At 60.3% G+C, this 26,415-nt stretch carries 23 protein-coding genes and 1 pseudogene; 16 read left to right on the top strand and 8 right to left on the bottom strand.

The annotated features are described in order from the left end of the window. Nucleotides 1-39: 39 nt before the first annotated feature. Nucleotides 40-1,848, bottom strand: a complete 1,809-nt coding sequence (locus PMI09_RS21030) for a monovalent cation:proton antiporter-2 (CPA2) family protein (protein ID WP_007799190.1) — start codon at nucleotides 1,846-1,848, stop codon at nucleotides 40-42. A gap of 118 nt (nucleotides 1,849-1,966) precedes the next feature. Here PMI09_RS21030 and PMI09_RS21025 point away from each other — a divergent pair, with 118 nt between their 5' ends. The 6 genes from PMI09_RS21025 (at nucleotide 1,967) to lpxK (ending at nucleotide 7,772) form a co-directional block, all read left to right on the top strand. Further along, nucleotides 1,967-3,313 (top strand): TldD/PmbA family protein, encoded by a 1,347-nt coding sequence (locus PMI09_RS21025; RefSeq protein ID WP_007799189.1) that lies wholly within the window; start codon nucleotides 1,967-1,969, stop codon nucleotides 3,311-3,313. Nucleotides 3,314-3,330: 17 nt separating this feature from the next. Next, on the top strand, nucleotides 3,331-4,140 hold the full coding sequence (locus tag PMI09_RS21020; RefSeq protein WP_007799179.1) for a 3'(2'),5'-bisphosphate nucleotidase CysQ: 810 nt from the start codon (nucleotides 3,331-3,333) through the stop codon (nucleotides 4,138-4,140). 61 nt (nucleotides 4,141-4,201) lie between these two features. After that, nucleotides 4,202-4,447: a DUF4170 domain-containing protein gene (locus PMI09_RS21015; RefSeq protein WP_007799177.1), complete on the top strand. Its 246-nt coding sequence runs from the start codon at nucleotides 4,202-4,204 to the stop codon at nucleotides 4,445-4,447. A gap of 135 nt (nucleotides 4,448-4,582) precedes the next feature. After that, a complete protein-coding gene (gene waaA, locus PMI09_RS21010) occupies nucleotides 4,583-5,902 on the top strand; it encodes a lipid IV(A) 3-deoxy-D-manno-octulosonic acid transferase (RefSeq protein WP_007799175.1) in 1,320 nt (439 codons plus the stop codon). Between the two features lie 9 nt (nucleotides 5,903-5,911). Then, a complete protein-coding gene (locus tag PMI09_RS21005; RefSeq protein ID WP_007799173.1) occupies nucleotides 5,912-6,625 on the top strand; it encodes an HAD family hydrolase in 714 nt (237 codons plus the stop codon). A 106-nt stretch (nucleotides 6,626-6,731) separates the two neighbouring features. Next, complete coding sequence (gene lpxK / locus PMI09_RS21000) at nucleotides 6,732-7,772, top strand: tetraacyldisaccharide 4'-kinase (protein ID WP_007799171.1); 1,041 nt, start codon at nucleotides 6,732-6,734, stop codon at nucleotides 7,770-7,772. A 44-nt stretch (nucleotides 7,773-7,816) separates the two neighbouring features. On the opposite strand, the gene PMI09_RS20995 is transcribed toward lpxK, so the two are convergent. Both PMI09_RS20995 and mutL read right to left on the bottom strand, forming a co-directional pair. Beyond that, a complete protein-coding gene (locus tag PMI09_RS20995; RefSeq protein ID WP_007799169.1) occupies nucleotides 7,817-8,047 on the bottom strand; it encodes a DUF2093 domain-containing protein in 231 nt (76 codons plus the stop codon). A 69-nt stretch (nucleotides 8,048-8,116) separates the two neighbouring features. After that, nucleotides 8,117-9,931 (bottom strand): DNA mismatch repair endonuclease MutL, encoded by a 1,815-nt coding sequence (gene mutL / locus PMI09_RS20990; RefSeq protein WP_007799167.1) that lies wholly within the window; start codon nucleotides 9,929-9,931, stop codon nucleotides 8,117-8,119. Nucleotides 9,932-10,108: 177 nt separating this feature from the next. Between mutL and PMI09_RS20985 the strand changes: the two genes are divergently transcribed. Both PMI09_RS20985 and PMI09_RS20980 read left to right on the top strand, forming a co-directional pair. Further along, nucleotides 10,109-11,830 carry a response regulator gene (locus PMI09_RS20985; RefSeq protein ID WP_007799164.1) on the top strand — a complete coding sequence of 574 codons (1,722 nt, stop codon included), beginning with the start codon at nucleotides 10,109-10,111 and terminating at the stop codon, nucleotides 11,828-11,830. A 123-nt stretch (nucleotides 11,831-11,953) separates the two neighbouring features. Continuing rightward, on the top strand, nucleotides 11,954-13,312 hold the full coding sequence (locus PMI09_RS20980; protein WP_007799162.1) for a putative bifunctional diguanylate cyclase/phosphodiesterase: 1,359 nt from the start codon (nucleotides 11,954-11,956) through the stop codon (nucleotides 13,310-13,312). A 57-nt stretch (nucleotides 13,313-13,369) separates the two neighbouring features. Here PMI09_RS20980 and PMI09_RS20975 read toward each other — a convergent pair whose 3' ends face one another. The 5 genes from PMI09_RS20975 to PMI09_RS20955 form a co-directional block, all read right to left on the bottom strand. Next, on the bottom strand, nucleotides 13,370-13,993 hold the full coding sequence (locus tag PMI09_RS20975; RefSeq protein WP_007799160.1) for a PRC-barrel domain-containing protein: 624 nt from the start codon (nucleotides 13,991-13,993) through the stop codon (nucleotides 13,370-13,372). Nucleotides 13,994-14,244: 251 nt separating this feature from the next. Further along, nucleotides 14,245-15,132 carry an SMP-30/gluconolactonase/LRE family protein gene (locus tag PMI09_RS20970; RefSeq protein ID WP_007799158.1) on the bottom strand — a complete coding sequence of 296 codons (888 nt, stop codon included), beginning with the start codon at nucleotides 15,130-15,132 and terminating at the stop codon, nucleotides 14,245-14,247. A 5-nt stretch (nucleotides 15,133-15,137) separates the two neighbouring features. Then, nucleotides 15,138-15,770: a 2-dehydro-3-deoxy-6-phosphogalactonate aldolase gene (locus tag PMI09_RS20965; RefSeq protein ID WP_007799156.1), complete on the bottom strand. Its 633-nt coding sequence runs from the start codon at nucleotides 15,768-15,770 to the stop codon at nucleotides 15,138-15,140. Nucleotides 15,771-15,785: 15 nt separating this feature from the next. Then, the gene (locus PMI09_RS20960; protein ID WP_007799154.1) at nucleotides 15,786-16,703 is read right to left on the bottom strand and encodes a 2-dehydro-3-deoxygalactonokinase; all 918 of its coding nucleotides are present in this window, start codon (nucleotides 16,701-16,703) and stop codon (nucleotides 15,786-15,788) included. Then, nucleotides 16,703-17,476 carry an SDR family NAD(P)-dependent oxidoreductase gene (locus tag PMI09_RS20955; protein ID WP_210294050.1) on the bottom strand — a complete coding sequence of 258 codons (774 nt, stop codon included), beginning with the start codon at nucleotides 17,474-17,476 and terminating at the stop codon, nucleotides 16,703-16,705. Before PMI09_RS20955 ends, PMI09_RS20960 begins: the two co-directional genes overlap by 1 nt. Before the next feature lie 101 nt (nucleotides 17,477-17,577). Between PMI09_RS20955 and PMI09_RS20950 the strand changes: the two genes are divergently transcribed. The 8 genes and pseudogenes from PMI09_RS20950 to PMI09_RS31435 all read left to right on the top strand — a co-directional run. Next, nucleotides 17,578-18,372, top strand: coding sequence for an IclR family transcriptional regulator (locus PMI09_RS20950; protein WP_007799150.1), 795 nt, complete (start codon nucleotides 17,578-17,580; stop codon nucleotides 18,370-18,372). A gap of 196 nt (nucleotides 18,373-18,568) precedes the next feature. Beyond that, entirely contained in the window at nucleotides 18,569-19,300 is a 732-nt protein-coding gene (locus PMI09_RS20945; RefSeq protein ID WP_007799139.1) for a helix-turn-helix transcriptional regulator, read from the top strand. 517 nt (nucleotides 19,301-19,817) lie between these two features. Next, nucleotides 19,818-20,972: an iron-sulfur cluster carrier protein ApbC gene (apbC, locus tag PMI09_RS20940; RefSeq protein WP_007799137.1), complete on the top strand. Its 1,155-nt coding sequence runs from the start codon at nucleotides 19,818-19,820 to the stop codon at nucleotides 20,970-20,972. Nucleotides 20,973-21,370: 398 nt separating this feature from the next. Next, on the top strand, nucleotides 21,371-22,345 hold the full coding sequence (locus PMI09_RS20935) for a magnesium transporter CorA family protein (protein ID WP_007799133.1): 975 nt from the start codon (nucleotides 21,371-21,373) through the stop codon (nucleotides 22,343-22,345). An 18-nt stretch (nucleotides 22,346-22,363) separates the two neighbouring features. Further along, entirely contained in the window at nucleotides 22,364-24,262 is a 1,899-nt protein-coding gene (locus tag PMI09_RS20930; RefSeq protein WP_037083674.1) for a potassium transporter Kup, read from the top strand. Between the two features lie 158 nt (nucleotides 24,263-24,420). Further along, entirely contained in the window at nucleotides 24,421-25,599 is a 1,179-nt protein-coding gene (locus PMI09_RS20925) for a cell wall hydrolase (protein ID WP_007799130.1), read from the top strand. A gap of 282 nt (nucleotides 25,600-25,881) precedes the next feature. After that, a complete protein-coding gene (locus tag PMI09_RS20920) occupies nucleotides 25,882-26,226 on the top strand; it encodes an AtpZ/AtpI family protein (protein ID WP_007799129.1) in 345 nt (114 codons plus the stop codon). Nucleotides 26,227-26,300: 74 nt separating this feature from the next. After that, nucleotides 26,301-26,415: pseudogene (locus tag PMI09_RS31435) on the top strand (F0F1 ATP synthase subunit A); the annotation flags it as partial.

Here is a 26,415-nt window from a genome sequence, read left to right as displayed (position 1 = left end):
TGAACCGACAGAACGTTTCAATTTAACCCTGAAACGGCTCTAAGCGTCGGCGGTTACCTCTGCCGTGCCCGCCAACGGGTCCTCGTCGAAGTTCGCGGCGCGCTTTGGCTTGACGAGCGGCTCGGGTTTCACCGGCTGGGAGAAAAGCATGTCGCGGCCGGCCTGCAGTCCTTCCGTGACCTGGAGCACCAGGCGCGCCTCGTCGCGTTTGCGGATATCCTCGCCGATTTCATAGGCCTCCGCCTCGCCGACACCCAATGCCTCGAGCGTGCGTCGGCCGAACAGCAGACCGGACTCCAGCGTTTCGCGCAGTTCATAATCGACATTGAGATTGCGGAGCGCAATCGAGTGGATGCGGTCGTAGGAGCGCACGAAGAGCTTGGCATCCGGATAATCTGCCTGCACCAGCTCGACGATCTTGTCGGTAATCTCGCGCTTCTGGGTGCAGACGACGACGATCTTGGCCCGGTCGATGCCGGCGGCCCTCAGCACGTCCTTGCGCGTGCCGTCGCCGAAGTAGATCCGGAAACCGAAAGAGGAAGCCTGCCGGATGCGATCGGCTGAAAAGTCGATGACGGTCACGGCGCGCCCGCCGGCGAGCAGGATCTGGGCGGCGATCTGTCCGAAACGCGAGAAGCCGACCATCAGCACATCCGCGCCGGCTCCTTCGAAATCCTCATCCAGCTGTTCTTGCTCTTTGCCCGACAACAGCCGCTTGGCAAACATGGTCCCGATCGGGGTCAGTGCCATTGAAAGGGTGACGATCGCAATCAGCAGCGAGGCGGTACTCGTCGGCATCAGGCCCGCAATGCCGGCGGCGGTAAACAGGACGAAGCCGAATTCGCCGCCCTGCGGCAGCAGGAAAGCGATCCTGATAGCGTCGTCATGCGGCGATCCGGTCGCGCGGCAGAGAACGTAGATCACCAGCGCCTTCGCGGCCATGACGACTGGCACGGCGACGATGATGAAGAGCGCGTTGTCTCTAAGTACCTCCAACTGGATGGAAAGACCGACTGCGATGAAGAAGATAGCGAGCAACACACCGCGGAAGGGCTCGATATCGGCTTCCAGTTCATGGCGGTAGGAGGACTCGGCAAGCATCACGCCGGAAAGGAAGGCGCCCATGGCCATAGACAATCCGGCAAGCTGCATCAGGCTCGCCGACCCCATCACCACGAAGAGGGCAGCGGCGATCATCGCCTCGCGGGCGCCCGTGCGGGCGATGACCTGAAACAGCGGCGTGAGCAGATAGCGTCCCATGACGATCATCGCGGCGACCGCTGCGATGGCAATCGCGAAGTCCAACAGCGGCGTGCCGCTACCCTTGCCGCCATCAAGAATACTGACCAGCGCAAGCAGCGGCACGATTGCAAGATCCTGAAACAGCAGCATCGAGAACGAGCGCTGCCCGTAGCGGGTATTCACATCGCCTTCGTCCTCGAGGATCTGCATCGCAAACGCGGTGGAGGAGAGGGCAAGCCCAAAACCTGCGACGATGCTGCCGCGCCAGTCCAGAACGCCGGAAAGATAGGTCAGTAGCGTGAGCACCAGACCGGTCGCCACCACCTGCGCGGTTCCGAGCCCGAAGATGTCGCGCCGCATCTGCCAAAGGCGCGAAGGCTTCAGCTCGAGCCCGATGATGAAGAGGAGGAAAACGACGCCGAGTTCGGCTACATCCAGGATCTGCTCGCCATCCGTCAAGCCGTGAAAGATCGGGCCGATGACGACGCCGGCGGCCAGATAGCCGAGCACCGTGCCGAGCCCGAGGCGCTTGAAGATCGGTGCCGAAACAACGGCGCCACCGAGCAGCAGGATCGTCTCGGTGAAAAGAGTGTTGGGCTCGGACATGCAGCGAGTTTCTTTCAATGCAGGGAGGCATGCAAGCGGCGGGCAAAAGAATCGGCGCGCGCGGCCTTGATGCTTTTCGTAGTGCACAATAAATGGAACGCGAAGGAAAGGCCAAATCATGTCCTCAGAAATCGACTCCTCGACGCTTCTTTCCCGCGCAAGCCAATTGATCGACCTGGCGAAGAAGGCCGGAGCCGACGCCGCAGATGCGGTGGTCGTGCGCTCGCGCTCGCAATCGGTCAGCGTGCGCCTCGGCAAGGTCGAGGGTACGGAATCGTCGGAAAGCGATGATTTCTCACTGCGCGTCTTCGTCGGCAAGCGCGTTGCGAGCGTCTCAGCAAATCCGGGCTTCGATCTTTCCGCACTGGCCGAACGGGCCGTGGCGATGGCCAAGGTGTCCCCGGAAGACCCGTTTGCCTGCCTGGCGGACGAGGACAAGCTCGCGAAATCCTATCCGGACCTCGAGCTACTCGATACGACCGAAGTCTCTTCTGACCAACTTCGCGAAGCCGCCCTCAAGGCGGAAGCTGCCGCACTTGCCGTCAAAGGCGTCACCAATTCGTCCGGCGCCGGGGCTTCGGCCGGCATGGGGGGCCTGGTGCTCGTTACCTCCCACGGTTTTGAGGGCAGCTACATGGGCTCGCGCTTCGGCCGATCCGTCAGCGTCATCGCCGGCGAAGGCACGGCCATGGAGCGCGATTACGATTTCGACAGCCGTATCTATTTCAGCGAGCTGGATGATGCCGCGGAGATCGGCCGCAGAGCAGGCGAACGCACGGTCAAGCGCATCAACCCGCGCCAGGTGGATACCGGCAAGGATGTAACGGTTGTCTTCGATCCCCGTGTTGCCCGCGGCTTCGTCGGCCATATTGCCGGGGCTATCAACGGCGCCTCCATTGCGCGAAAGACGAGCTTCCTGCGCGACAAGATGGGCCAGCAGGTTTTGAAATCGGGGCTTACGATTTCGGACGATCCGCTTATCGTTCGGGGCCCATCGTCGCGACCCTTCGATGGCGAAGGGATCTCAGGCGAACGGCTGCTGATGATCGAGGACGGCATTCTCAAACACTGGTTCCTCTCCACGTCGACTGCCCGCGAGATCGGAATGGAAACCAACGGTCGAGGCGTGCGCGGCGGCAATTCGGTAACGCCATCGGCGACGAACCTTGCTCTCGAGCCAGGCGACATCGCGCCGGAGGACCTGATCCGCGGTGTCGGCAACGGCTTCTATGTGACAGAGCTGATCGGACAGGGCGTCAACATGATCACCGGCGAATATAGCCGTGGTGCTACCGGCTTCTGGATCGAGAACGGCGAACTGACCTTTGCCGTATCCGAGGTGACGATCGCTTCGAACCTCAAGGACATGTTCATGCGGGTAACACCTGCAAACGACATAGACCGCAAGTTCGGCGTCGCCGCTCCGACGCTTGCGATCGAAGGAATGACGCTCGCCGGGCGCTGATAGATTGGATTGCCGAAATGACTGACGTGGACACAGCCCTCTGGCGGAGCGATCTGGAATTGATCGCAGATGCCGCCAGGCAGGCCGGCAAAGTCGCGCTCGGCTACTTCAATCAATCGCCGGAGGTCTGGTGGAAGAACGAGGGCAGATCGCCTGTCAGCGCCGCCGATTTCGCGGCCAACCGGAAACTTGAATCCATCCTGCGTGCTGCCCGGCCCGACTATGGCTGGCTTTCCGAAGAAACCGACGACGACGCCGCGCGCCTGTCGCGCCAAACGCTGTTCATCATCGATCCGATCGACGGCACGCGGGCATTCCTGGCCGGCCAGGATTTATGGTGTGTCAGCGTCGCGGTCGTGCGCCATGGCCGGCCTGTCGCCGGCGTTCTCTACGCTCCCGTTCTCGAAGAACTCTACGAGGCGGTAGAGGGCGGCGTGGCTTTAAAAAACGGCCGGCCGATCGTTGTTTCGACGACAGCTCTTGAGACACCTGGGCGCTTTGCCATCGCCGAGGACGTGCTGAAGGCGTTTCCAGACGCGCTCAAAAATCGCATCGAGCGTGTCCGGCACGTACCGTCTCTTGCTTATCGCATTGCCATGGTTGCGGACGGCCGGATTGACGGTACCTTCGTCAAGCACAACTCCCATGATTGGGACCTCGCTGCTGCCGATCTGATACTGGAATGCGCCGGTGGCCAGCTGGTGGATCTGCAGGGCAACGCGCCGCTTTATAACCGCGAGCAGGTCAGCCACGGCGAGCTTTGCGCTGCCGCGCCAGCACGGCTTGCTGACTTGATAACCGGGATCGGCCAGCGACGAGGCAGTTGACGTTTCCGTCAAAATCCCTCAGATGACACTGTGGGGGAGAACAGAGCAGAAAGAGAAGAAAATGACTGAATCCAGCGGCAAGAAGCAGCTCCTGCATCTCGTATTCGGCGGCGAACTGGAAAGCCTGGAAGACGTTCAGTTCCGGGACTTGAAGGACCTGGATATCGTCGGCATTTTTCCGGACTACGCCAGCGCACTGACAGCCTGGAAGGCCAAGGCTCAGTCGACCGTCGACAACGCCCACATGCGCTATTTCATCGTCCACATGCACCGTTTGCTGGACCCGGAAAACAAGTCTGCGCAGTAACCCTCCCGCGGTGGCGGCTGGTGTGACCGCGAACTGACTGCCTGACGCATTCTGGACAAACTGATCGGCCATTGCGGCCGCAACAATAATTGGGAATGGGTTGATGTCGATCATTTGCGATCGGAGAATTGGCAGATGAGCGGTCGCATGGCGCGGTTCGCGCTGGGCGCCTATCAGGCAACAGGGACGTTGCTGACTCCGTTCGTCGGTGGATATCTCGCCTATCGGGCGGCCAAGGGCAAGGAAGACCGTGCCCGCCGTTTGGAGCGCTCGGGCTATGCGAGCGCCGACCGCCCGGCCGGACCGCTGGTCTGGTTTCATGCCGCGAGTGTCGGTGAAACCAACGCGGTCATTCCGCTGATCCGCGAAATTCGCCGTCGCGACGTCCACGTCATCCTGACGACCGGAACGATCACCTCCGCCAAGCTGGCCGCTGAGCGTATCGGCAATGAAGCGATCCACCAGTATGTGCCGCTCGACCTGAAGCCGGCCGTTAGCCGCTTCCTCGAATACTGGCAGCCGGACTGTGCGTTGATCGCCGAATCCGAAATCTGGCCGGCGACCTTGATGGAGCTCGGCCGGCGTCGCATCCCGCAGATACTCGTCAACGCCCGTATGTCTGATCGCTCCTTCGAGCGATGGAGCCGACGCCCGGCACTTGCCGAGGCCCTGTTCGAAAACCTGGCGCTGGTGATTGCGCAGTCGGATGTCGACGCGGAGCGCTTCCGCGATCTCGGCGCGCGCCACGTCATGATGTCCGGCAATCTCAAGGTCGATACCGACGCTCCGCCTTATGATGCCGCAGTGTTTGCCGGTTATAAGAAGCAGCTCGGCGACCGCAAGACCTGGGCGGCAATCTCCACCTTCGACGGCGAGGAAAAGGCAGCGGGCATCGTCCATCGCGCGCTGAAGGAGCGAAACGGGCAGTTGACGATCATCGTCCCTCGCCATCCGGAACGCGCCGATGAGGTGGAGGCTGAGCTCGTCAAGCTGGGTCTCAAGGTGGCCCGCCGCACGCGCGATGACGTGCTCACCCCTGACGTAGATGTTTTTCTCGGAGACACGATCGGCGAAATGGGCCTCTACCTGCGCTTGACCGAGGTCGCCTTCGTTGGACGCTCGCTGTTTGCCGAGGGCGGGCAAAATCCGCTGGAGCCGGCGATGCTGGGTTGCGCGGTGCTGTCGGGCAGCAATGTGCAGAATTTCCGAGAAGCCTATCAGAAGCTGGCGCGGCGAGGCAGCGCGCGCATGGTCCGCGACACGGAGATGCTCGCCAAGGGCGTCCATTATTTGCTCACCAACGACGGCGCACGCCGCAACATGATCGAGGCCGGGATCGGCGCCGTGCAAGAAATGCGTGGCGCGCTGACGGCGACGGTCAAGGGCTTGGAGCCCTATATCAATCCGCTGACGGTGAAGGCGAGACTGCTGCCGAAGGCGGCTGTGCAGCGCTGAGGGCAGGATATGAAGGCGGTCAAGGGAATACTCTTCGATAAGGACGGTACGCTTCTCGATTATGACGAGAGCTGGCTGCCGGTGAACCGCGAACTGGCCCGCATCGCTTCAGAGGGCGATCTGGAACTTGCGGACCGGCTGCTTCTAGCTTGCGGCATGGATCCGCTCACCGGCCACATCGTTCCCGATAGCCTGCTTGCCGCCGGAAACACGCGCCAGATTTCGGAAGGGCTGATCGCCGCGGGCTCGAAGCTCGACGTAATCGAGCTGACGATCAAGCTGGACGAACTCTTTTCGCATGCCGCCGACTTTTCCGTCGCAGTCACCGATCTTGCAGCTTTTTTCGGTCGCCTGCATGGGCGCGGCTTTCGCCTCGGCGTCGCATCAAGCGACAATGAGCGTTCGATCAGACAGACGGCCCAGCGTTTCGGCTTTGCGCCGTTCATCGACTACGTGGCCGGCTATGACAGCGGCTTCGGCACCAAGCCGGAACCGGGAATGGTGCTTGGCTTCTGCGCCGCGACCGGCCTCGATCCCTCCGAGGTCGCCGTCGTTGGCGACAACAACCATGATCTGCATATGGGCCGCAACGCCAAGGTCGGCGTCACCGTGGCTGTGCTCACAGGCACGGGATCGCGCGAATCGCTCTCCGCCGCATCGGACTACTGCCTGAACGACATCACCGAGCTCGAGGGGCTGCTGCCCGACCTTCAGCTTGCCTGATTGACCAAGGGCTTGCTTTTTCTTGAAAATTACCCTTTCTTTTCGCCCGGTCGAGGACATAACCCGTCAGCATGACGCTCGGGGTCCGAAAGGCAGGGCGGGGAAAATGGTATCCGAAGCGCCACCCTTCTGGTGGTCGAAAGCCGATTGGCGTGCCTGGACGCTCTATCCGATTTCCTTCCTGTACGGGCGCATCGCCGGGTATCGCATGGCCAATGCCAAGCGCGCCTCGGTTCCGGTGCCCGTCATCTGCGTCGGCAATTTCACGGTCGGTGGCGCGGGCAAGACGCCGACGGCGCTGACCATCGCCCGCGCGGCGAAGGCGAAGGGCCTGAAGCCGGGTTTCCTGAGCCGCGGCTATGGTGGCTCGCTCGATGTCACGACGGTCGTCGATCCGGCTCATCACCGTGCCCTTGCGGTTGGTGACGAACCTCTTCTTCTCGCCCGCGAGGCCCTGACCGTGATCTCCCGCCGCCGCGTCGAAGGCGCCCAGCGCCTCGTCAAGGAGGGCGCGGACCTGATCATCATGGATGATGGCTTCCAGAGCGCGCGGCTGGCGATCGACTATGCATTGTTGGTTATCGATGCCACGCGCGGATTGGGCAACGGCCACATCGTTCCGGGCGGTCCCGTGCGCGCGCCGATCCGCCAGCAGTTGCGCTATGCCACGGCGCTTCTGAAGGTTGGCGCGGGAGAGGCCGCTGACAGCATTGTTCGGATCGCCGCGCGTGCCGCCAAGCCCTATTTCACAGCCTCGCTCAAGGTGTGCGATAGCGTCGATCTTGCGGGCAGTAATGTGCTGGCCTTCGCGGGCATTGCCGATCCGTCGAAATTCTTCCGGACGGTCGAATCCGTCGGGGCGAACATCGCCGCTCGCCGCTCGTTCGGCGATCACGAGCATCTGACCGATGACGAGATAGACGACATTCTAACGACGGCAGAGCGCGACGGCCTTCAGATCGTTACGACTTCCAAGGATTTCGTCCGTCTTGCCGGCCACCATGGCAAAGCCGAAGAGCTCGCGGCAAAGTGCCGGGTGATCGAGGTGGAGATGGCTTTCGCTGACACGCTGGCGCCAAGGCTTATCATCGACCGCGCGATCAATGCCTGTCGCGACCGGCGCCTGAGGGAAGGGCGGAAGACCTAAACGGTATGTCTCTCGAAAGCGCGGTGAGCGAATCTGCAGCCGCGCTAGCGCTTCTGGTTGGGCAACACGCCGGCGCGCTTGTCTGCCTCCAGCGAAGCCACGGCGTCGGCATAGGGCTCTTGGCGCGCGACGCTCCAGTAGCGCAGTTCATCGAGCGGGATCTGCCTGCCGGTAATCGCGCAGACGACGTAGGAGCCCGGCGACAGGATCTGAAAATCCGCATCGAGATAGCGTATCTGCGCTTCGCGGTTTCCATTTCCTTCGAACAAATTCATGCGCTCCGTTTCCTTACAGGCTTGTCATATCCCTGCCATAACGTGCCGCCGCGGCCTTTTCCAGCTTTTTCAACTGCGGCCGAACAACCGTTCGATGTCCGAAAGCTTGAGCTCAATATAGGTCGGGCGTCCGTGGTTACACTGTCCGGAACCGGGGGTCACTTCCATCTGGCGCAGAAGCGCGTTCATTTCTTCCGGGCGCAGCCGCCGTCCTGAGCGCACGGATCCGTGGCAGGCCATGGTCGCCGCCACATATTCGAGCTTGGCCGACAGGCCGGAGGCCGTATCCCATTCGGCGATCTCGTCCGCCAGCTGCCGAATGAGCCCCGTGGCATCCACCTCTCCAAGCATGGCAGGTGTCTCGCGCACCGCGATGGCGCCCGGCCCGAAGCGTTCAATCGCCAGTCCCAGCTCGCCGAGATCCGCCGCAAACTGCATCAGCCGGTCGCAGTCCTCTTCAGGCAGGTCGACGATCTCGGGAATAAGAAGCACCTGCGAGGCCAGCCGCTTGGAATGCAGCGCCTTGCGCATCGCCTCGAACACGAGGCGTTCGTGTGCGGCGTGCTGGTCGACGATGACCAAGCCGTCATCCGTCTGTGCGACGATGTAGTTTTCGTGGATCTGCGCCCGGGCCGCACCAAGCGGATAGAGCTGCGGCGGCTCTTCTGGCACCACCGGCATTCTCGGGGACGACGCGGCGTCGTTGCGCGCTGTCGGCGTCACAAGCCCGTCGAAGGAAGCTTGCGGCCGCTCCCCGAAGCCGCTGTTTGCGGCCTGGTAAAACGGGCGCGACGGCGATGTCGCCGCCGACCAGGGCTGTTGCGGCCGCTGGGCGCTAGGCTGGAAGCCGGGCCGGAAGGAGCGCAGCATCCCGTCTGCGCCGGTTGTCGCTGCGCGGCTGCCATCGCGCGCCAGCGCCTCGCGTACGGCCCCGACGATCAGGCCGCGCACCAGTTGCGGGTCCCGGAACCGCACGTCTGATTTGGCCGGGTGCACGTTGACATCGACAAGGACTGGATCGAGCCTGATCGACAGCACCGCAACCGGATAGCGCCCGGCAGGGATCGTCTCGGCATAGGCGCCGCGGATTGCCGAGAGGATGAGCTTGTCCTGCACCGGGCGGCCGTTGACGAAGGCGTACTGATGGGCCGAGTTGCCACGATTGAACGTCGGCACGCCGGTAAAGCCTGTCAGCGATACGCCTTCCCGCTCGGCATCGATTTCGATGGCGTTGTCGCGGAAGTCCTTGCCGAGGATCTGCGCCATGCGCGCCAGATGGTCGTCGCCCGTCGCCGGCAATTCCAGTGTCGTGCGGTCAGTCCCGGAGAGCACGAAGCGCACCCCGGGAAACGCAATCGCCATGCGCTTGACGACCTCAGTGATCGCCGCAGCCTCGGCCTTCTCCGTCTTGAGGAATTTCAGGCGGGCGGGGGTCGCGAAGAAGAGATCGCGAACCTCGACGATCGTGCCCGGATTGCCGGGTGACGGGCGAAGATGCGTAATTCTGCCACCCTCGACGGTGATTTCGTTGCCACCGGCGCCGTCCCGACGGCGGCTGGAAATGCTGAGCCGCGCTACCGATCCGATCGATGGCAGCGCCTCGCCGCGAAAGCCGAGCGTGCGAATGTCGTCCAGCGTATTGGTGATCTTGGAGGTGCAATGGCGGCGTACGGCGAGCTCCAGATCGGCAACATCCATGCCCGAGCCATTGTCGGAAACCCGCAGCAGGCTCTTTCCGCCGCCCGATGTCGCCACCTCGATGCGAGTCGCCCCTGCGTCAAGGGCGTTCTCGATCAACTCCTTGGCGGCACTGGCCGGCCGTTCGATGACTTCGCCGGCCGCGATCTGGTTGATGAGGGTTTCTGAAAGCTGTCTGATGGCCATGCGCCTATTCTCTTGGATTCGTGGAGCGGAGGGAAGTGCCAAAGCGCTGGCCGATCACCGTTCTGCACGCTCCAATTCCGGTTGCTTAACGTTAAGCGCGCCTTAAGACAAAGGTGCCATTTTGCGACTTACTTCCGAGGACTGGGTTTTAATCGGACAGATGTGGGACGCGTAGGAATGAGTGCCGGCTTCGAAAAAGCGGACACATCATCTGTGAGTAGCGAAATGTCGGCTGACACCAGCCTGCAGACGACGCTGTTTGACGCGGTATGCGAGAGTCTAGGCGCCGCGTTCATCGTCTACAACAAGACCGATCACATGATCTTTGCGAGCCACCAGGTTCTCGATTTCTTTCCGATATCGGAGACCATGCTCAAGCCCGGCACTCGGTTGCGAGACTTCCTGGGCGCGATTTACGACACCGGCATCGGCACGCAGTCGGCAAGCTACCAAGGCGCGATGAGCCGTGAGGATTGGTTGTCCCAGAAAATCGCCTCGCATTGGCGCGAACGCTTCGAAGCGGTCGAGCGGCACGGTACGGACCGCTGGATTCGGTTCGGCAAGCGTCGCCTCGCGAGCGGCTATGGCGTCTGCGTCATCCAGGACATCTCCGAGGACAAGAAGCGTGAGGAACAGTGGCGCTCCGATCTGGAACGCGTGCAGCTCACCGAGGATATCCTCGACAACCTGCCGTTCCCGCTCTTCGTCAAGGACCGCAATCTGAACTACGTCGCCGTGAACATCGCCTTTTGCGAAAAATACCAGACGACGGTCGATGAAGTGCTCGGCCGCAAGAGCGGAGACCTGTTCTCCAAGGAGGTTGCCCAGCGCTTCGAGGAAAGTGACCGTCATGTACTGGAGACCGGCGAAATGTCGATCTCCCGCCAGCGGCAGGTCTCCCGCGACGGCGCGGAACGCGACATCGTCGCGCGCAAGCACCGCATCGGCAAGCCCGGGCGCTATTTTCTCGTCTCGACGATGCAGGACCTGCCGCGGGACGGCGCCGACCTCGATGAATTCCGGTTTGCGTCGACGGTCACAACATCGAGCAAGAATTCCTATCGGCGCGCCTACGTTCCCATGGGCGGCAGCGGCGAGCGCCGCGAACCGGCCGCGATGGAGGCGATCGTCCCGGAGAACTTCTCGGGTCGGAAAGTCCTGGTGGTGACGTCGGACGTGGTGGCCGAAGCAGCGGCCTTGCGGACCCTCGCCAAATATGGCTTCGAGGCTTGCTCGGTCCGCGGTGAGGATGAGGAAGAGCACTTCCTGGAGATCGCGAGCTCTTCCGGCATCTCGCTTGACCTGCTTGTGATCGACAATCAGCTTGGCATGCGCTGCCTTGAGCTTGCCGAGCAGTATGGCATCCCGGCGCTGGTGATGGACGGCTTCCAGCTCGCCAATGAGCTCACCTTCCAGATCGCTCGGCATTTCAACCGTAGCAATCGGGGCCAAATCGCCGAAGGCATCGACACCGATTGGGAAATCACCACCGTCGAGGAGATGAGCACGCTCGACGTGCTCGTTGCCGAAGACAACGACATCAACCAGATCGTCTTCTCGCAGATTCTCGAAGGTCTCGGCTATCGCTACCTGATCGCTCCAAGCGGCGATGAAGCGGTTCGTTTGTGGACCGAGCATCAGCCGAAAATCATCCTGATGGACATATCGCTGCCAGGCTTCAATGGTTTCGAAGCGGCGCGGTTGATCCGCCAGACAGAGGAAGACGGCAGCTCAAGAACGCCGATTATCGGCGTTCTTACTCAGGCCTTCGAGCGTGATCGAGCTGAGTGCGCAAAGGCCGGAATGGACGATGTGATCATGAAGCCGGTGAGCCCCGATATTCTTCAGGGGATCTTTCAGAAGTACCTTGCGGGGGATCTCCAACGGGCCAGCATGTGACGAACAAAGCTCGTCAACTCCCTAAATCTTGGGACAGAACACGGTTTCAACGCGGCCGATCCACTATCGAATTCTTAAGACTTGCCCGCCATCCTTTCCCGCATTGGTGCAGTCTGGGTCTGAATGATGATGTCGGCTGAAATGCCTTTGGTGCCTGTAAGTCAGAATGAACTTCAGACGATGGCCTATACCGATCTGCTGACCGGCCTCGGCAACCGCTACCGCATGCGCGACCGGATTGCCCAGATCGCCGCGGAACGCGCGGGTGATCCTGCACCATTTACGGTCGGCATCGCCAATCTCGATTCCTTCAAACCGATCAACGATCTCTTCGGCTCATCGGCGGGCGACGAGATTCTCTGCCAGGTCGCCCATCGGCTGAAGGCCTGCATTCCGGATGGCGCCTTGGTCACGCGTCATGACGGCGACGAATTTGCCTTTGTCCTGCCGCTGGTATTCGAGCGGGCCAGCGCCGAGAAATTCGGCCAGATGATCCGCGAGGTGCTGTCGGCGCCCTACGATCTCGGCGATCGCAATGTGAGGTTGTCGGCATCCTTCGGCTTTTCGATCTATCCATTTGCTGGCGAGGAGTTCGAGGAACTGCTGAAAAGCGCTGAGACCGCACTCTACCGGTCAAAGCGGCGCGGCCGTGGCCAGATCACCGTCTATTCCCGCGAGATCGCCCAGGAAATGAAGCGCGCGACGCAATTGGAACAGGCGTTGCGCAACGCCATCATCTCCGACGCGATCGACGTGCATTTTCAGCCGATCGTCGCACTCGCCAACAGCCAGGTCGTGGGCTTCGAAGCTTTGGCGCGATGGAACGATCCGGATCTGGGCTTCGTTTCACCGGGCGTTTTCGTGCCGCTTGCTGAAGAACGCGGTTTTATTGACGCGTTGTCTGAGGCGTTGCTGCGCAAGGCGGCGGAAGCGGCACTTTCCTGGCCGCGCGAACTCTTCCTCTCCTTCAATCTCTCCTCGGCGCAGTTGATGGATCCGGGCACGAGCAGCAGTATCCTGTCGATCCTCGGCCGGGTCGGTTTCGACCCGCACCGGCTCGAACTGGAGATCACCGAAACTGCGATGATGGGCTCGGCCGATACGGCAAATCGGATCATCGCCGATCTGCGCCAGGCAGGTGTGCGCATCTCGCTGGATGATTTCGGGACCGGCCAGTCGAGCCTCGGTCGCCTGCGTGATTTCATGTTCGACAAGATCAAGATCGATCGCGCCTTTGTGTCGCGGATCAACTCCGACCGCGCTTCCGAGCACATCATCAAGGCGATCCTCACGATGTGCGAGGGGCTTGATCTGGAAGTGGTCGCGGAAGGGATCGAGGATTATTCGGAAGCAGTCAAGCTGCGCTCGCTCGGCTGCGGCATGGGGCAGGGCTATCACTTCGGCAAGCCCGCCGATGGCATCGCGACGCTGCGGTTCCTGCACGAGAATTACTACGATACGTCGGATCGCGTCAGCGCCTGAAACGCCGATGGCGCCCTTTCGGACGCCACCGGTTCCGCGGTCCTCACTGCGCATATCTTAATTGTTCGTTGTCGAGCCTGTGGCCGTGGTGTCTGTTGTACCACCTGGCGCGGGGGCCTTCTCGGCTGCGAGCATCTGAAGCGTCTTGAACTCCGGTGCCGCATTCAGCGATTCCGCGGTCTCAGAGGTGGTCAGCTTGACGCTGCCGTCCTGGGTGTTCTGGGCGACGGTGATCTTATCCATCGGAACGGCAACATTCTTCTCGCCGATTCCGAGGAAGCCGCCGACACCGACGATCGCTGCGACCAAGCCGCCGTCCTTCTTCATGATCAGGTCGTTGACGCTACCGATGCTTTCGTTCTGACTATTATAGACCGACTGGCCGATATAGGTGTTCGCACTCACCTGGTCGGCAGCCTGCTCGGTCAGATACGCGCCGCCGCCCGCCTGCGCGGTATCGGTCGTCTCAGCCGGCGCCGGCGCCTGAGCCGCGTCACCTGCCGGGACCGGAGCCGTTGCATCCGGAACCTTTGGCGGAGCTGCCGGATCCCCTGGCGCCGCCTGTGTGGCCGGAGCGTTCGGATCAGCCGGCTGGGTTGTGCTCTGTGAGAATGCCGCGGGTGCGAAAGCCGTGGCAAACAAGGCACCAGCGGCAACGGTTGTGAGAAGTTTGCGTGTCATTTCGAACCTACCTTTTCAGTTCAATAGTGATCTCTAGCCATTTTGCCGTCCCTTCGCGGTCGGGCGTCCATTTGGCCGGTTCCCTATTGAAATGAATGGGATTTCTATTGGTTCCCGAAAAAAATCGCGCAAAGATTGCTAATTTCGCGGAACTTCTATCGCAAATGCTGCAGGGGCCTCACCAATCAACCCACCGATGGAAACAAAAAGGGCGCCCAGGGGGTGCCCTTTGCATTGTGCCCGGTTTCGCGTCAGATCACATAAACGGGGTCAAAAATTCCCTTCACCGTGACGTCAAGCTCGAGCAGGGACCCAGCCTGTGGTTGCATGGACCGCGCATCGTCATCCAGTCCTTCCCATGCCGTGGTGACTGCGAGGCGGTCGCCGTTCCTTCCGATGAAGGCGGGGCAGGAGGGCTGGGCCGCAGGCACCTTGTAACGCGAGATGCGCAGCCCGTCCGGGCTGTAGCGATCGACCGTGCCGGCACCCCAACGCGCATTCCAGATATATCCGTCGGCGTCGACAACCGAGCCATCGATGCCGCCCGGCTCATCCATGGTGTCCACGAGGACAATCGGTTCGCCGGTCGGAAGGCCGGTCTGCGCATCGACCATCACCCGCATGAGGCGGCTGAGGCGAGTGTCAGTGAAATATCCGATGGTCCCATCCGGCGAGAAGCAGATCGAATTCGGAATGCTGATGCCCTCGAAGATCTTGGTCACTCGACCGCCGGCGACATGATAGATAGCGCCTGCGCGGGTTTCCGCCCGCTTGCTCATCGTGCCGATCCACAGTGCGCCGGATGGATGTGTGCGGCCGTCGTTCGAGCGGTTTTCCGGCTTGTCGCTTTCAAGCGCTGCATAGAAGGTCAGATTGCCGCTCTTCGTGTCGCGGACAAAGAGGCCCTGTTCAGTCGCAAGCAGCTGGCGCCCGGCATCGATGCGGGCAAGCACGCTCGCCATCATCGGCAGCGCATGCACCTTCTTCTCTTCCGTCGAAAGGTTCAGCTCGTGCAGCTCTTTGCCGAGAATATTGAACCACCAGACCGTGTTCGTGTCCGGATCATAGGTGGGGCCTTCACCCAGTACGGAGTTGGTGTTGCAAAGTGTCCTGCCCGCGAACTCATGAATTTCCGTCATACGCCTTAAGCTCCTACCGCTGCATCATAGGCGTAAATGGTCGCCTTGGCGCGCTCGGCAACCTCCGCCGCGGTCATTCCCGGCTTGTAGAGACTGGTGCCGAGGCCGAAGGCATGAATGCCGGCCTTGGTGTAGTCAGCGAAGTTCTTGTCCGAGACACCGCCGACGGCTGCGATCACGAGCTCCGCCGGCAGAATTGCGCGGATTGCCGTGATGCCGGACGGCCCCAGAACGCTGGCCGGGAAAAATTTCAACCCCGTTGCGCCAGCGCGGGCGGCGGTCAGCGCTTCCGTCGGCGTGAAGACGCCGGGCATGGTGACCATGCCATAATTGCGGGCAAGCACGATAACCTCGGGCTCGACGTTCGGCGTAACCAGCAGCTTGCCACCCGCCGAATGCAGGCTGTCGACGGCCTCTGTGGTCAGCACGGTTCCGGCACCGATCAGGCAATCGGCAGGTGCCATCTTCGCGGCGATCTCGATCGACTTAAACGGCTCGGGCGAGTTCAGCGGGATTTCAATGGCTGTCAGACCGTTTTCGATCAGCGCACCGACCACGCTTTCGGTTTCCTCGGGCTTGATGCCCCGAAGAATGGCAATCAGCGGGCGCTTCATCGTGGGGAAGGGGATGCGGTTCATCGCTTTGATGCTTTCTTAATTCGGCCAAATAGCTTTGGCGGCGGCAGCAAGCCCACCACGGACAGCTGTATCAGCGTCGATCGTGTCAAAGGGTAAAGATAGTGCGTTGAAGGCTGTTTCATAAAGGTTCTGCAGCCGGCCGGCGGCGACAAGTGTAATGCTGACGCCGGTTCCAGCGTCCGCCATGGCGCCCGCAACTTCCAGACCGATCAGGGTGCCCGATATCCTGGCCTGTGCGGCTGCGGCCGTCAGACCGTGCAGCAATTGTCCCGAGCGCGCCGTAAAGAAGAGGTTGGTCGCCATTGCAGGCTGTTCGTAAGCTACCTTGATCGCGCTTTCGAAGGCTGGCTTATCTGTCGGCGTCTGCTCCGCTCCGGCGACGGCATGCGACAGGATCGTATGCTTGGATATCGCATCGAAGAGTTCGCCGGTCATGAAGCTGGAGAAGCCGGTGACCCGTCCATCCGTGACGTGCACCCACTTCGAATGCGTGCCGGGCATGCAGACTGCCTGTGATCCGGTGCTTGCGGGACCAAGCGCGCCGAGAAGCTGCGTTTCCTCGCCACGCATGACGTCGGGCCTTGCCTGATCCCTCTGGGCAAGTCCCGGAAGAATGCGGACGTCGCGGCTCTGGCCGGGAACGGATACCGCGCCGGTGAGGATAGAAGATAGCGATGTCGGCACGTCGACATAGCCGGCCTCGACCCATCCCTGCTTTGCACCTGCCATGCCGCAGATGATGACCGGAAGATTTCCTGGCGCATTCACCTTGGCCAGGTGCGAGGTCAAAACCTCGGCAAAGCCGGTCTTCGCAGCCGTCGTCATGCCTTCATTGCTGCGACTTTCGGCAAGGATGCTGTCATCCTTGCCGATCAGCCAAAGCCGGAAACTGCTCGTTCCCCAATCCACCGCGACATAAGCGGGATCCGCCATCAGAAAATGCCTCCATCGACAATAAGAGATTGTGCGCTGATCGCTGCCGCGCAACTCGACGCCAGAAACAGGCAAGGACCAACGATCGCATCGGCGTGCAGGACCTTCTTGACGCACTGGCGTTGCACGGTCCGAGCGATGCCTTCCTCGGTGAGCCAGAGTTTCATCTGACGATCCGTCACGATCATACCCGGCAGAATACAATTGACGCGGATGTTATCAGGTCCGAGCTGGCCGGCCAGGCTTTTTGTCAGCCCGATCACACCGGCTTTTGCTGCAGAATAGGCAGGGAATTCCGGCATGTTGAGGAGAAAGGCGATCGACGACATGTTGATCACCGCGCCGCCGCCAGCAGCACGCATCGAGGGCGCAACGGCCTGTGTGGTGAAGAAGACGTGGCGCAGGTTGGTCGCCTGGTTGTCGTTCCAATATTCCTCAGTCACAGTTTCGAAATCGTGCCGGTCGTCACGCGCGGCATTATTGACGAGCACGCTGATCGGGCCCGAATGAGCGACAACCGCGTCGACCGTCCTGCGGATTTCCGCAACATCCCGCAAATCCGCCTTGTGGAAGCGAACGGGATGCAGCGTGTCGCGCGACAGCCCCTCGACGAGTTCATGACTTTCCGTTTCCGCGATATCGATGAACGAAACCTTGGCGCCCTGCCGGGCAAAACCCTCGACGATCGCTGCCCCGATGCCGGACCCGCCTCCGGTGATCAGCACGGTTCGATCCCTAAATTCCGGAAACTGCGCAACAATACTCGTCACCATTTCCTCCCGGCCGTACAATTGTTCTATTATTTGGAACTCAATTTGACTATGTGGAATTATCCGATTACGCTGGTGTCCCTGTCAAGGCATTTGGGGCAACGATGACTGCGGCAAAAGAGAGTGCGCACGGGAAGCGCGACACGGGCACCCTGGGCAAGCTGATGGTCCTTCTCGATGTTGTGAGCCACGCCGACGGCCCCATGCGCTTCACCGACATATTGGCGGTCACCGATCAGCCACGCGGTACGGTTCACCGCCAGCTCAGTCATCTCGTGGATGAGGGGCTGCTCGAAATCGATGAGGACGGCCTCTATTTGCCTGGCTTAAGGCTATTGGACTTTGCCTCTCGCAGTTGGGGACGCAACGAATTCCGCCTCATTGCCGAGCCCCACCTTAAGGCTCTCCAGGATATGACCGGTGAAACGGTCCATCTCGGTGTGCTTCGCGGCACCTCGATCATCTACCTCGACAAGTTCGAAGGGCAGCAGCCCGTCAGGATGTACTCGCAGATCGGCAACGCGTCGCCGGTCTATTGCACTGGTGTAGGCAAGGCTGCCTTGTCTATCCTGCCCCAAGAGCGGGTTAGGGCTTTGGTGGCGGAAATCGCCTTCCATCGCTTCACCGCCAACACGCATACCGCCAAGTCGCTTCTTGGCGAGATTGAGGAGATACGAAAGGTGGGCCATGCCTTCGACCGTGAGGAGCACGAAGTCGGAATCCGCTGTATCGCGGCCCCGATCTGGTCGGAAAACCTGTCGCTTGTCGGCGGCGTTTCCGTCACTGGTCCGGCCTATCGGCTCGGTATGGAAAGCCTATCGGAATGGGCGGCCCCGATCCGGGAGACGGCTGGACGGATCATGGAAGCCATGCGCGTAGGACTTGGGCCGCGTCGTTGAACACTGGCTGCGATCGGCCAGGACTCAACTAAAGCATAGTATTGAGATTTTCTGACGAATCATCACAATTGACGTTCGTCAATCCCCCGTCCTGGGGTGTATGTGCAGGCAATTCGTCACCCGCACTACAAATTAGCGACGACGTGGACGAGACGCCTTCTCCACAGGATTCCATTCTTTCGAGTTGAGTAAGCACATGACCCCATCGCATCCAAAATCTTCCGTGGACGTCAACGTTAGTGAGATCGCCGGACTGAAAACGCAGTTTGATATTTTCCGCTTCATGAAGAAAGTGACGGAAGCCTATCGCGCGCGCGCCTTCATGGTGTTTAACCTTCCTTCGACGACGGCGATCGATCTGCAGAGCAGCACTGTGATCTCAAGCTGGCCGGTGGAGCTGCTGGCAGCTTACGACCAGGAGGGGCTTGTGACCAACAGCCCCGTCATGAAACGGTTGAGGGCGTCGACCACGCCGTTCTTCAATGACGTGTCGCAGGTCAAGTTGGAGCGAATCGATGGAAAGGCCGGCTTTGTTGCGGCCCTCTTTGAACGCTTTCGCATGATGCGTTGCGCCTACTTCCCCACTCACGAGGCCTCCGGCGGTCGCGGCGCCGTATCATTCTCAGGCGATCGTGAGGCATTTACCGGCGAGGAAATGCGCGAACTCCACTATATCTCTACCCACGTCTTCGATCGGCTGGCGGAGATCCGCGGTTATGACACGCGGGTCACGGATTCCTTGACTGATCGCGAGATCGATTGTCTGAACTGGACTGCCGCCGGTAAGACCAGTGTTGAGATCGCCGAGATCCTCAATCTGTCCGAACACACGGTGAACCACTACCTCAATCGCGCGACGAAGAAACTCGATACCGTCAACCGGACCCAGGCAGTTGCCAGAGCCTTGCGGATTGGTCTCATAAAGTGACGGTTGCGCAAATTGTGGGCTTCGCAAGCATTCGCGCCTAAATCTTCGCCACTGCCGATCAGCGTGTCACTGAATAACATTGGCTTTTGCGAATGTTTGCCAATTGGCACGTTTTCTGCTTCCGTGTTTCCAGCGGTCCAGAGGGGACCTGGTAACGACGCCGGATAAATGGCGCGACCGCACACCGCCAGCCGACGCCACGGTACCCGATCTCGGGCCTGGGCGTCGGCGGCGGTTGTTGCGTTTGGGACACGCCGCTGACGGCATTCCCCACGCTTACTCTTCCGATGGGCTGTTTGTGCTGGCCTTTTGCCGCGCTTGCTCTAGTTCGCAAAGCTTATTTTGGTATCCCGGAAGGCCTTTGCATCCATCAGGGCGAAAGCCCGGCGGACTTGGTGGACGCAACGGCCTTCCGGTTGACCTCGTTTCTCTCAATTGCCATCTCGATCACCGATTTTGTTTGGCGAAGACGCGGCGCTCCTCTATCTAGAATGCCAACATAGGCAGTGAGGATGGAATGACCGGCGTCACCAAGGAACAGGTTCTCGAAACGCTGAAGACGGTCCGCGGACCCGATCTCGAACACGATATCGTCGAGCTCGGCATGGTGTCTGATGTCTTCATTTCGGACGGCAAGGTCTATTTCTCCATCACTGTTCCGGCAGAAAGCGCCAAGGAGCTGGAGCCGCTTCGCCTCGCGGCCGAACGGGTCATCAAGGAGATGCCGGGCGTCAAGGGAGCGCTGGTTGCGCTGACGGCAGACAAGAAGGCCGGTTCAGGCTCGGCGCCGGTTTCACGCCCTCAACCGCAGGCGGGACATGACCATCATGGCCATGCTCACGCGCCGCAACAGCAGCCGCGCGCAGGCAAGCTTGGCGTTCCCGGTATCAACGCGATCATCGCCGTCGCCTCGGGTAAGGGGGGCGTGGGTAAATCCACGACTGCCGTCAATCTTGCGCTCGGTCTCCAGGCAAATGGCCTGCGTGTCGGCATCCTCGATGCTGATATCTATGGCCCCTCGATGCCGCGGCTGCTGAAGATCTCGGGCCGTCCCACCCAGATCGATGGTCGCATCATCAATCCGATGGAAAATTATGGGCTCAAGGTCATGTCGATGGGCTTCCTCGTTGACGAGGAGACAGCCATGATCTGGCGTGGTCCGATGGTGCAATCGGCGCTGATGCAGATGCTGCGTGAGGTTGCCTGGGGCGAGCTCGATGTGCTTGTTGTCGACATGCCGCCTGGAACCGGCGATGCGCAGCTGACGATGGCACAGCAGGTGCCGCTCGCCGGCGCCGTTATCGTTTCGACCCCGCAGGATCTCGCTCTCGTCGATGCCCGCAAGGGGCTGAACATGTTCAAGAAGGTCGAGGTTCCTGTGCTCGGCATCGTTGAGAACATGAGCTATTTTATCGCGCCCGATACAGGCACGCGCTATGATATCTTCGGGCATGGCGGCGCTCGCAGGGAAGCGGAACGCATCGGCGTTCCTTTCCTCGGCGAAGTGCCGCTGACGATGAACATCCGCGAGACATCGGACGCCGGAACGCCACTTGTCGCCACGGAGCCGAACGGCATTGTTGCCGGCATCTATCGCGAGATCGCCGCTAAGGTCTGGCAGCAGCTCGGTGGGCAGCCGCAGAGGGCCGCGCCGGCCATTGTTTTCGAGTGAATGCGTCACCGCCGCTAGACTCCCAATTGCGGAGGAAATGTGGTCAAACGGCGCCGTGAACGTAAGATGTCTTGATTCTTTCGCAGCTTTCCGTCATATGGCGCGCCGTCGCCATGAGGCGGTTTTTGCGAATGCTCGATGATGGCCGCCCCGATGGGGACCGGTCACCTGCATGTTCGGAGTTATCTTGGCCGAAGGATTGGTGACTGCGATGCGGATGAGCATATTGCATATCCGGAGTGCCGGATGTGCCAGGAGTCGTATGAACTTTCGTCAATCGCTTTCGTTAAGGTCGGGAACTTGCATCCCGCGCGCTCTCGCAATCGGCGCGCCGTGGAAGGGCCTTCGATGAGCAGGGCGATGCGCGCGACATGCCCGGATTGCCGGAGGTCCAACCGGTGATCACTGCATACTGTTCCAATTGCAAGTCGGTTGAAATCGGCGATCTGTCGCAAGGTTCGTTGCGTGACGATGTCATGTGGATCGACATGATCGAGCCTTCGCGCGAGGAGGAACTTTTCGTCGAAAGAACCCTTGGTATTGAGGTCCCGACGCGAGACGATCTCAAGGACATCGAGCCGTCGGCCCGCCTCTACACGGAAAACGATGCAGTGTTCATGACCGCGTCTCTCGTCTGGAAGGTTGAAACGGACGCGCCGACGCTGACCGACGTTGCGTTCATCCTGTCTGGCAAGCGGTTGATCACGATTCGCTACGCGCAACCAAAGTCCTTTTCGCTATTCATTGCCGCTCTTCACCGCGTGCCGCAGCAGTGGCGGAGTGGTGCCGCGCTGCTGGCAAAACTCTTTGAAACCGTGATCGATCGGACTGCCGAGATCCTGGAGTTGTCGGTCGCGCGTATCGACATCCTGTCGACGCATGTGTTTGGCGACCGCGCCAGAAAAGTTCGCAAGCCGTCGAACTATCTGGAAGAAAAGCTTAGGGACATTGCCGGCCATCATCGCCTCGTTAGCAAGATCCGTGACAGCCTCGCGTCGCTTTCGCGACTGATGACGTTTTTCTACAATGTCCCGGCCGTTCAGCAGGATCGCGACACCAAGGAACTCTGCAAGACGGTCTCGCGCGACATCCAGTCGCTCAATGAACACGCGTCCTTCATCGCCGGCAATATCACCTTCCTGCTCGACGCCTCGCTCGGCCTGATCAACATCGAGCAGAACTCGATCATCAAGATATTTTCGATCGCATCCGTGGTGTTCTTGCCGCCGACGCTGGTCGCCTCCATCTACGGTATGAATTTCGAATTCATGCCGGAACTGCACTTTGCCCACGGATATCCCTATTCGATTGGGCTCATGGTGTTGTCCGCCATCATTCCCTTCTTCTTTTTCCGATGGAAAGGCTGGCTCTGAAGAGCCTGTTTTCATTTCATGCACGAAGGCAGCCATTCACACGAACGAAAAATGAAGCCGCGCAAGCTGTTCTATCTTGCGCTGGGCTCCGTCGGCGTCGTCTATGGCGATATCGGTACCAGCCCGCTGTACGCGTTCCGCGAAGCATTGAAGCCCGTCGCGATCGACGGCCTCACGCGTTTCGAGGTGATCAGCCTTATTTCGCTGATGATCTGGGCTCTGACCATTATCGTCACCATCAAGTACGTGCTCTTCCTGCTGCGCGCTGACAACGAAGGCGAAGGCGGCACGCTCTCCCTGCTGGCGTTGCTGATGAAGACCGCCAACGGGCATACAGCGCTGTTGATGCTGCTTGGCCTTGTCGGTGCAGCATTGTTCCTCGGCGATGCAATGATCACGCCGGCGCTGTCGGTTTTGTCGGCCGTCGAAGGTCTGAAGCTCGTGGCGCCAAGCATGACGAGCTATATCGTGCCGATCTCGGTCTTCATTCTGGCCCTGCTGTTTGCCGTCCAGTCTCGTGGGACCGGCGCCGTCGCGCGGTTTTTCGGGCCGATCACGGCGCTCTGGTTCATCGTGATGGCCGCCGCGGGCATTTCGCACATTTCCGATGACTTCGGCATTCTTGCTGCCTTCAATCCCTACTATGCGATCAGCTTCCTGCTGCATGAGGGATTTTACGGCGTCGTGGTGCTTGGTGCAGTCTTCCTGACAGTGACAGGCGCGGAAGCGCTTTATGCCGATCTTGGGCACTTCGGTCGTCGTCCGATTCAGTGGGCGTGGTTCGCGCTGGTTTTCCCGGCATTGACGCTGAACTATTTGGGGCAGGGCGCTCTCGTGCTCGGCAATCCGATGGCGATGTCTGATCCTTTCTACCTGATGTATCCGCAATGGGCACTGCTGCCGGTCGTCATCCTCGCGACCGCTGCGACGATCATTGCCAGCCAGGCAGTCATCACCGGTGCCTTCTCGCTCGTCCGCCAGGGCATCAACCTCGGCTTCCTGCCGCGCATGGAAATCCTCTTCACGTCGGAAACGAATACGGGACAGATCTTCGTACCGTCCGTCAACGCTGTGCTCTTCTTCGGCGTCATTTTCCTCGTCATCAGCTTCAAGACGTCGGATGCGCTGGCAACGGCCTACGGCATCTCGGTCACCGGCGCGATGGTCGTCACTTCGATCATGGCCTTCGAGTTCGTGCGCGTTCGCTGGAACTGGTCTATCCTGGTGGCAACGCTCGCGTTGGCGCCGCTCGTCGGTCTTGAACTCATCTTCCTTGGCGCGAACCTGCTGAAGATCCACGACGGTGGCTACATTCCGATCATGATTGCCACGGTGTTCACCGTCATCATGTGGACCTGGCGACGCGGCTCGGCTCTACTAATGGAGAAGACGCGCCATACCGATATCCCGATGGCATCTTTCGTCAGCTCGATCGAACGCAAGAGCGACCATTCCCCCGCCCAGGTGCCCGGCACCGCGATCTTCCTGACCAGCGATCCGGAATCGGCGCCCGCCGCGCTGCTGCACAATCTGAAGCACAACCACGTTTTGCATGACAAGAACGTGATTCTGACGATCCGCACGATCAACAAGCCGCGTGTTTCGAGCGCCGATCGCTATAAGGTCGAGCAGATTTCTGAGCGCTTCTCGCGCGTCGAACTGCTGTTCGGCTTCATGGAATCGCAGAACGTCTCTCAAGCCTTGGCGACGCTGCGCAAGTCGGGCCTGAAGTTCGACATCATGTCGACCTCCTTCTACCTCGGCCGCCGCAAGCTGGTTCCCGATGCGAAGTCCGGCATGCCCTATTGGCAGGATCGCCTTTACATCGCGCTCGCCAATGCCGCAGCAAATCCGTCGGACTACTTCCGCCTGCCGGCAAACCGCGTGGTGGAACTCGGCTCGCACGTCATTATCTAGCCGAACAAGTGCCCTTTAAAAGTCCGGCAATCTGCCGGGCTTTTATTTTTCCTGCCGCTAATGCTTTCGTCTCCGGAAGGTGTCCGCATTAACCAAGCATCAAGGTTAATGAGACATTTTCAACGGCATGTTCATGCGTCTCATGCCGGAGTCTCGCGTTGCGTCGAAATAGCCGTTCCCGTGGCAAGCTGCGCTTCTTGCTTCAAAACTGGAGTTCACCCGCGCTCTTCGGCGTTTGCGGGTGGCTGATGTCACCGACGATGGCGTCCCATGCTGACCTCGCTGCTCTGCTTGCCGGCCTCGACCAGGGGCGGGAGAACTGGCGCATGGTTTTGACCAATTCGCCGGCAGGGTCGATCCATCAGGTGGAACTGACCTTTGCTGATCCTGTCGCGACAGGCACGATCGCCGCCGGCGCAGGCATGGTTCTGCCCGACGGCCGCAAGATCGCCTTCATGGCGAAGGACAAGGGACATGAGGCGACGCCGGACGAAGACCGCGTCAATCGTCCATCTAAGAAGGGCCGCGTCGTTGCCGTCGAAAAGGTGCAGCCGCCAAAGGATTTCTCCGCCGGGTCTATCCTCCACAGAACGCGCTTGCTCTTTCAGCCCACCTTTGACCTGAAGGATAAGTCGGCTTTCGTGAAGCCGAAGATTAAGGGCAAGGAAATCCAGATCGCGACCAACTTCTATAAAAAGGAACCGCCCAAGCCGGATCGCGGCGTCTCGCCCATGCTGGCTGGCCTCGTGACCAACGCAAAGGCCGACGTGCTGGCGACGGCGTATGCACCGGCCGCGCCTGATTATTCCCGTCAATCACCGTTCGATTCGATTCTGACCGACAAGGCCGACGACGGCCGCTTCGTGCCGCAGATTGGTCCGCGTGACCACGCCTGGGCTGCAAGCATCTTGGCGCCGTCGGTATTCTCGGCCGCCGAGCAGCAGTGCCTGGCATCCGGCATCTATTTCGAAGCGCGTGGCGAAACGGTGAAGGGGCAGGCCGCCGTTGCCCAGGTCATTCTCAATCGCGTCCGCAATCCGGCTTACCCGAAGACGATCTGCGGCGTCGTCTACCAGAACGAGGACTGGCGCAACCGATGCCAGTTCTCCTTTGCCTGCGATAACGTCAAGGATCGGGTGAACTCGCAGTATCACTGGAGAATCGCCCGCGAAGTTGCGATGGCGGTTACCGCCGGCAAGATCTGGCTCCCGCAGGTTGGCTCCGCCACGCATTATCATGCTGTCTACGTTCGTCCGAAATGGGCGAAGACCATGGAGAAGGTCGGCCGCATCGGCCTGCACGTCTTCTATCGCACCTACGGCGGCGGCTGGAGCTAACGGAAAAGCGGATCCTGGCGCGATTTCGCGTCTCATCGCCACACACAAAAGCGGATTCTTTCGGTCGATTTTGGCCATGTGCGCCAAGATCGGTCTAAGCATATGTTTTCTATTGCCTATTTTATGGCTGGACATCGGCCGCTCACGCCTTGACTATGCTTTTTGCTAAAACTATGTTGCGCGCGACTTCAGAACGGGCCGAAAGGTTCTCAAACCTTGGGGTCGTTGTCCGGAAAACCGGGGTAGCGGGATCGCGGACAGCGGCTGGAGGAGGAGAACGCGATGGCGGATGACCGCGAGGAAAGTCTTGAGAAGCGTCGTGCGCAACTGGAAGCGAAGCTCGCAACCAAGCGCGTAGAGGCGGGGAAGGAAGAGGCTATCGAAGCCAGCGCCGAAGCGAGCCGCAAAGGCTATGCCGAGGCGATGAAGCTTTCGAGCGAGTTCATCTCCGCAATCGTCGTCGGCGCCGTTCTTGGCTATCTCCTTGACCGTTTTGTCGGCACGGCGCCTTGGGGATTGATTGTTCTTCTTCTTCTTGGATTTTGTGCCGGCGTGTTGAACGTTCTGCGGGCTGCGGGGAAGGTTGCAAAGCCTGATCCCGCCGAGCGCCAGAATGGTGGAAAATAGGGCAGAGCGCTCCAGCGTTCGATCCAGTGCAATAATCCCGTCTCGCGCGGGCTAAAAGATAGAGAGAACAAGCGGTGTCTAACGATCCGACCCATCAGTTCCTGATCCAGAAGATTGTGCCGATCGAAGTCGGCGGAATTGATTTCTCGTTTACGAATGCATCGCTCTTCATGGCGGCTTCCGCCGCCG

Source organism: Rhizobium sp. CF122, from assembly GCF_000282035.1.
GTDB lineage: Bacteria > Pseudomonadota > Alphaproteobacteria > Rhizobiales > Rhizobiaceae > Rhizobium.
The sequence above is the reverse complement of the archived record's forward strand: the minus strand, read 5'-3'. Positions and strand labels throughout refer to the sequence as shown.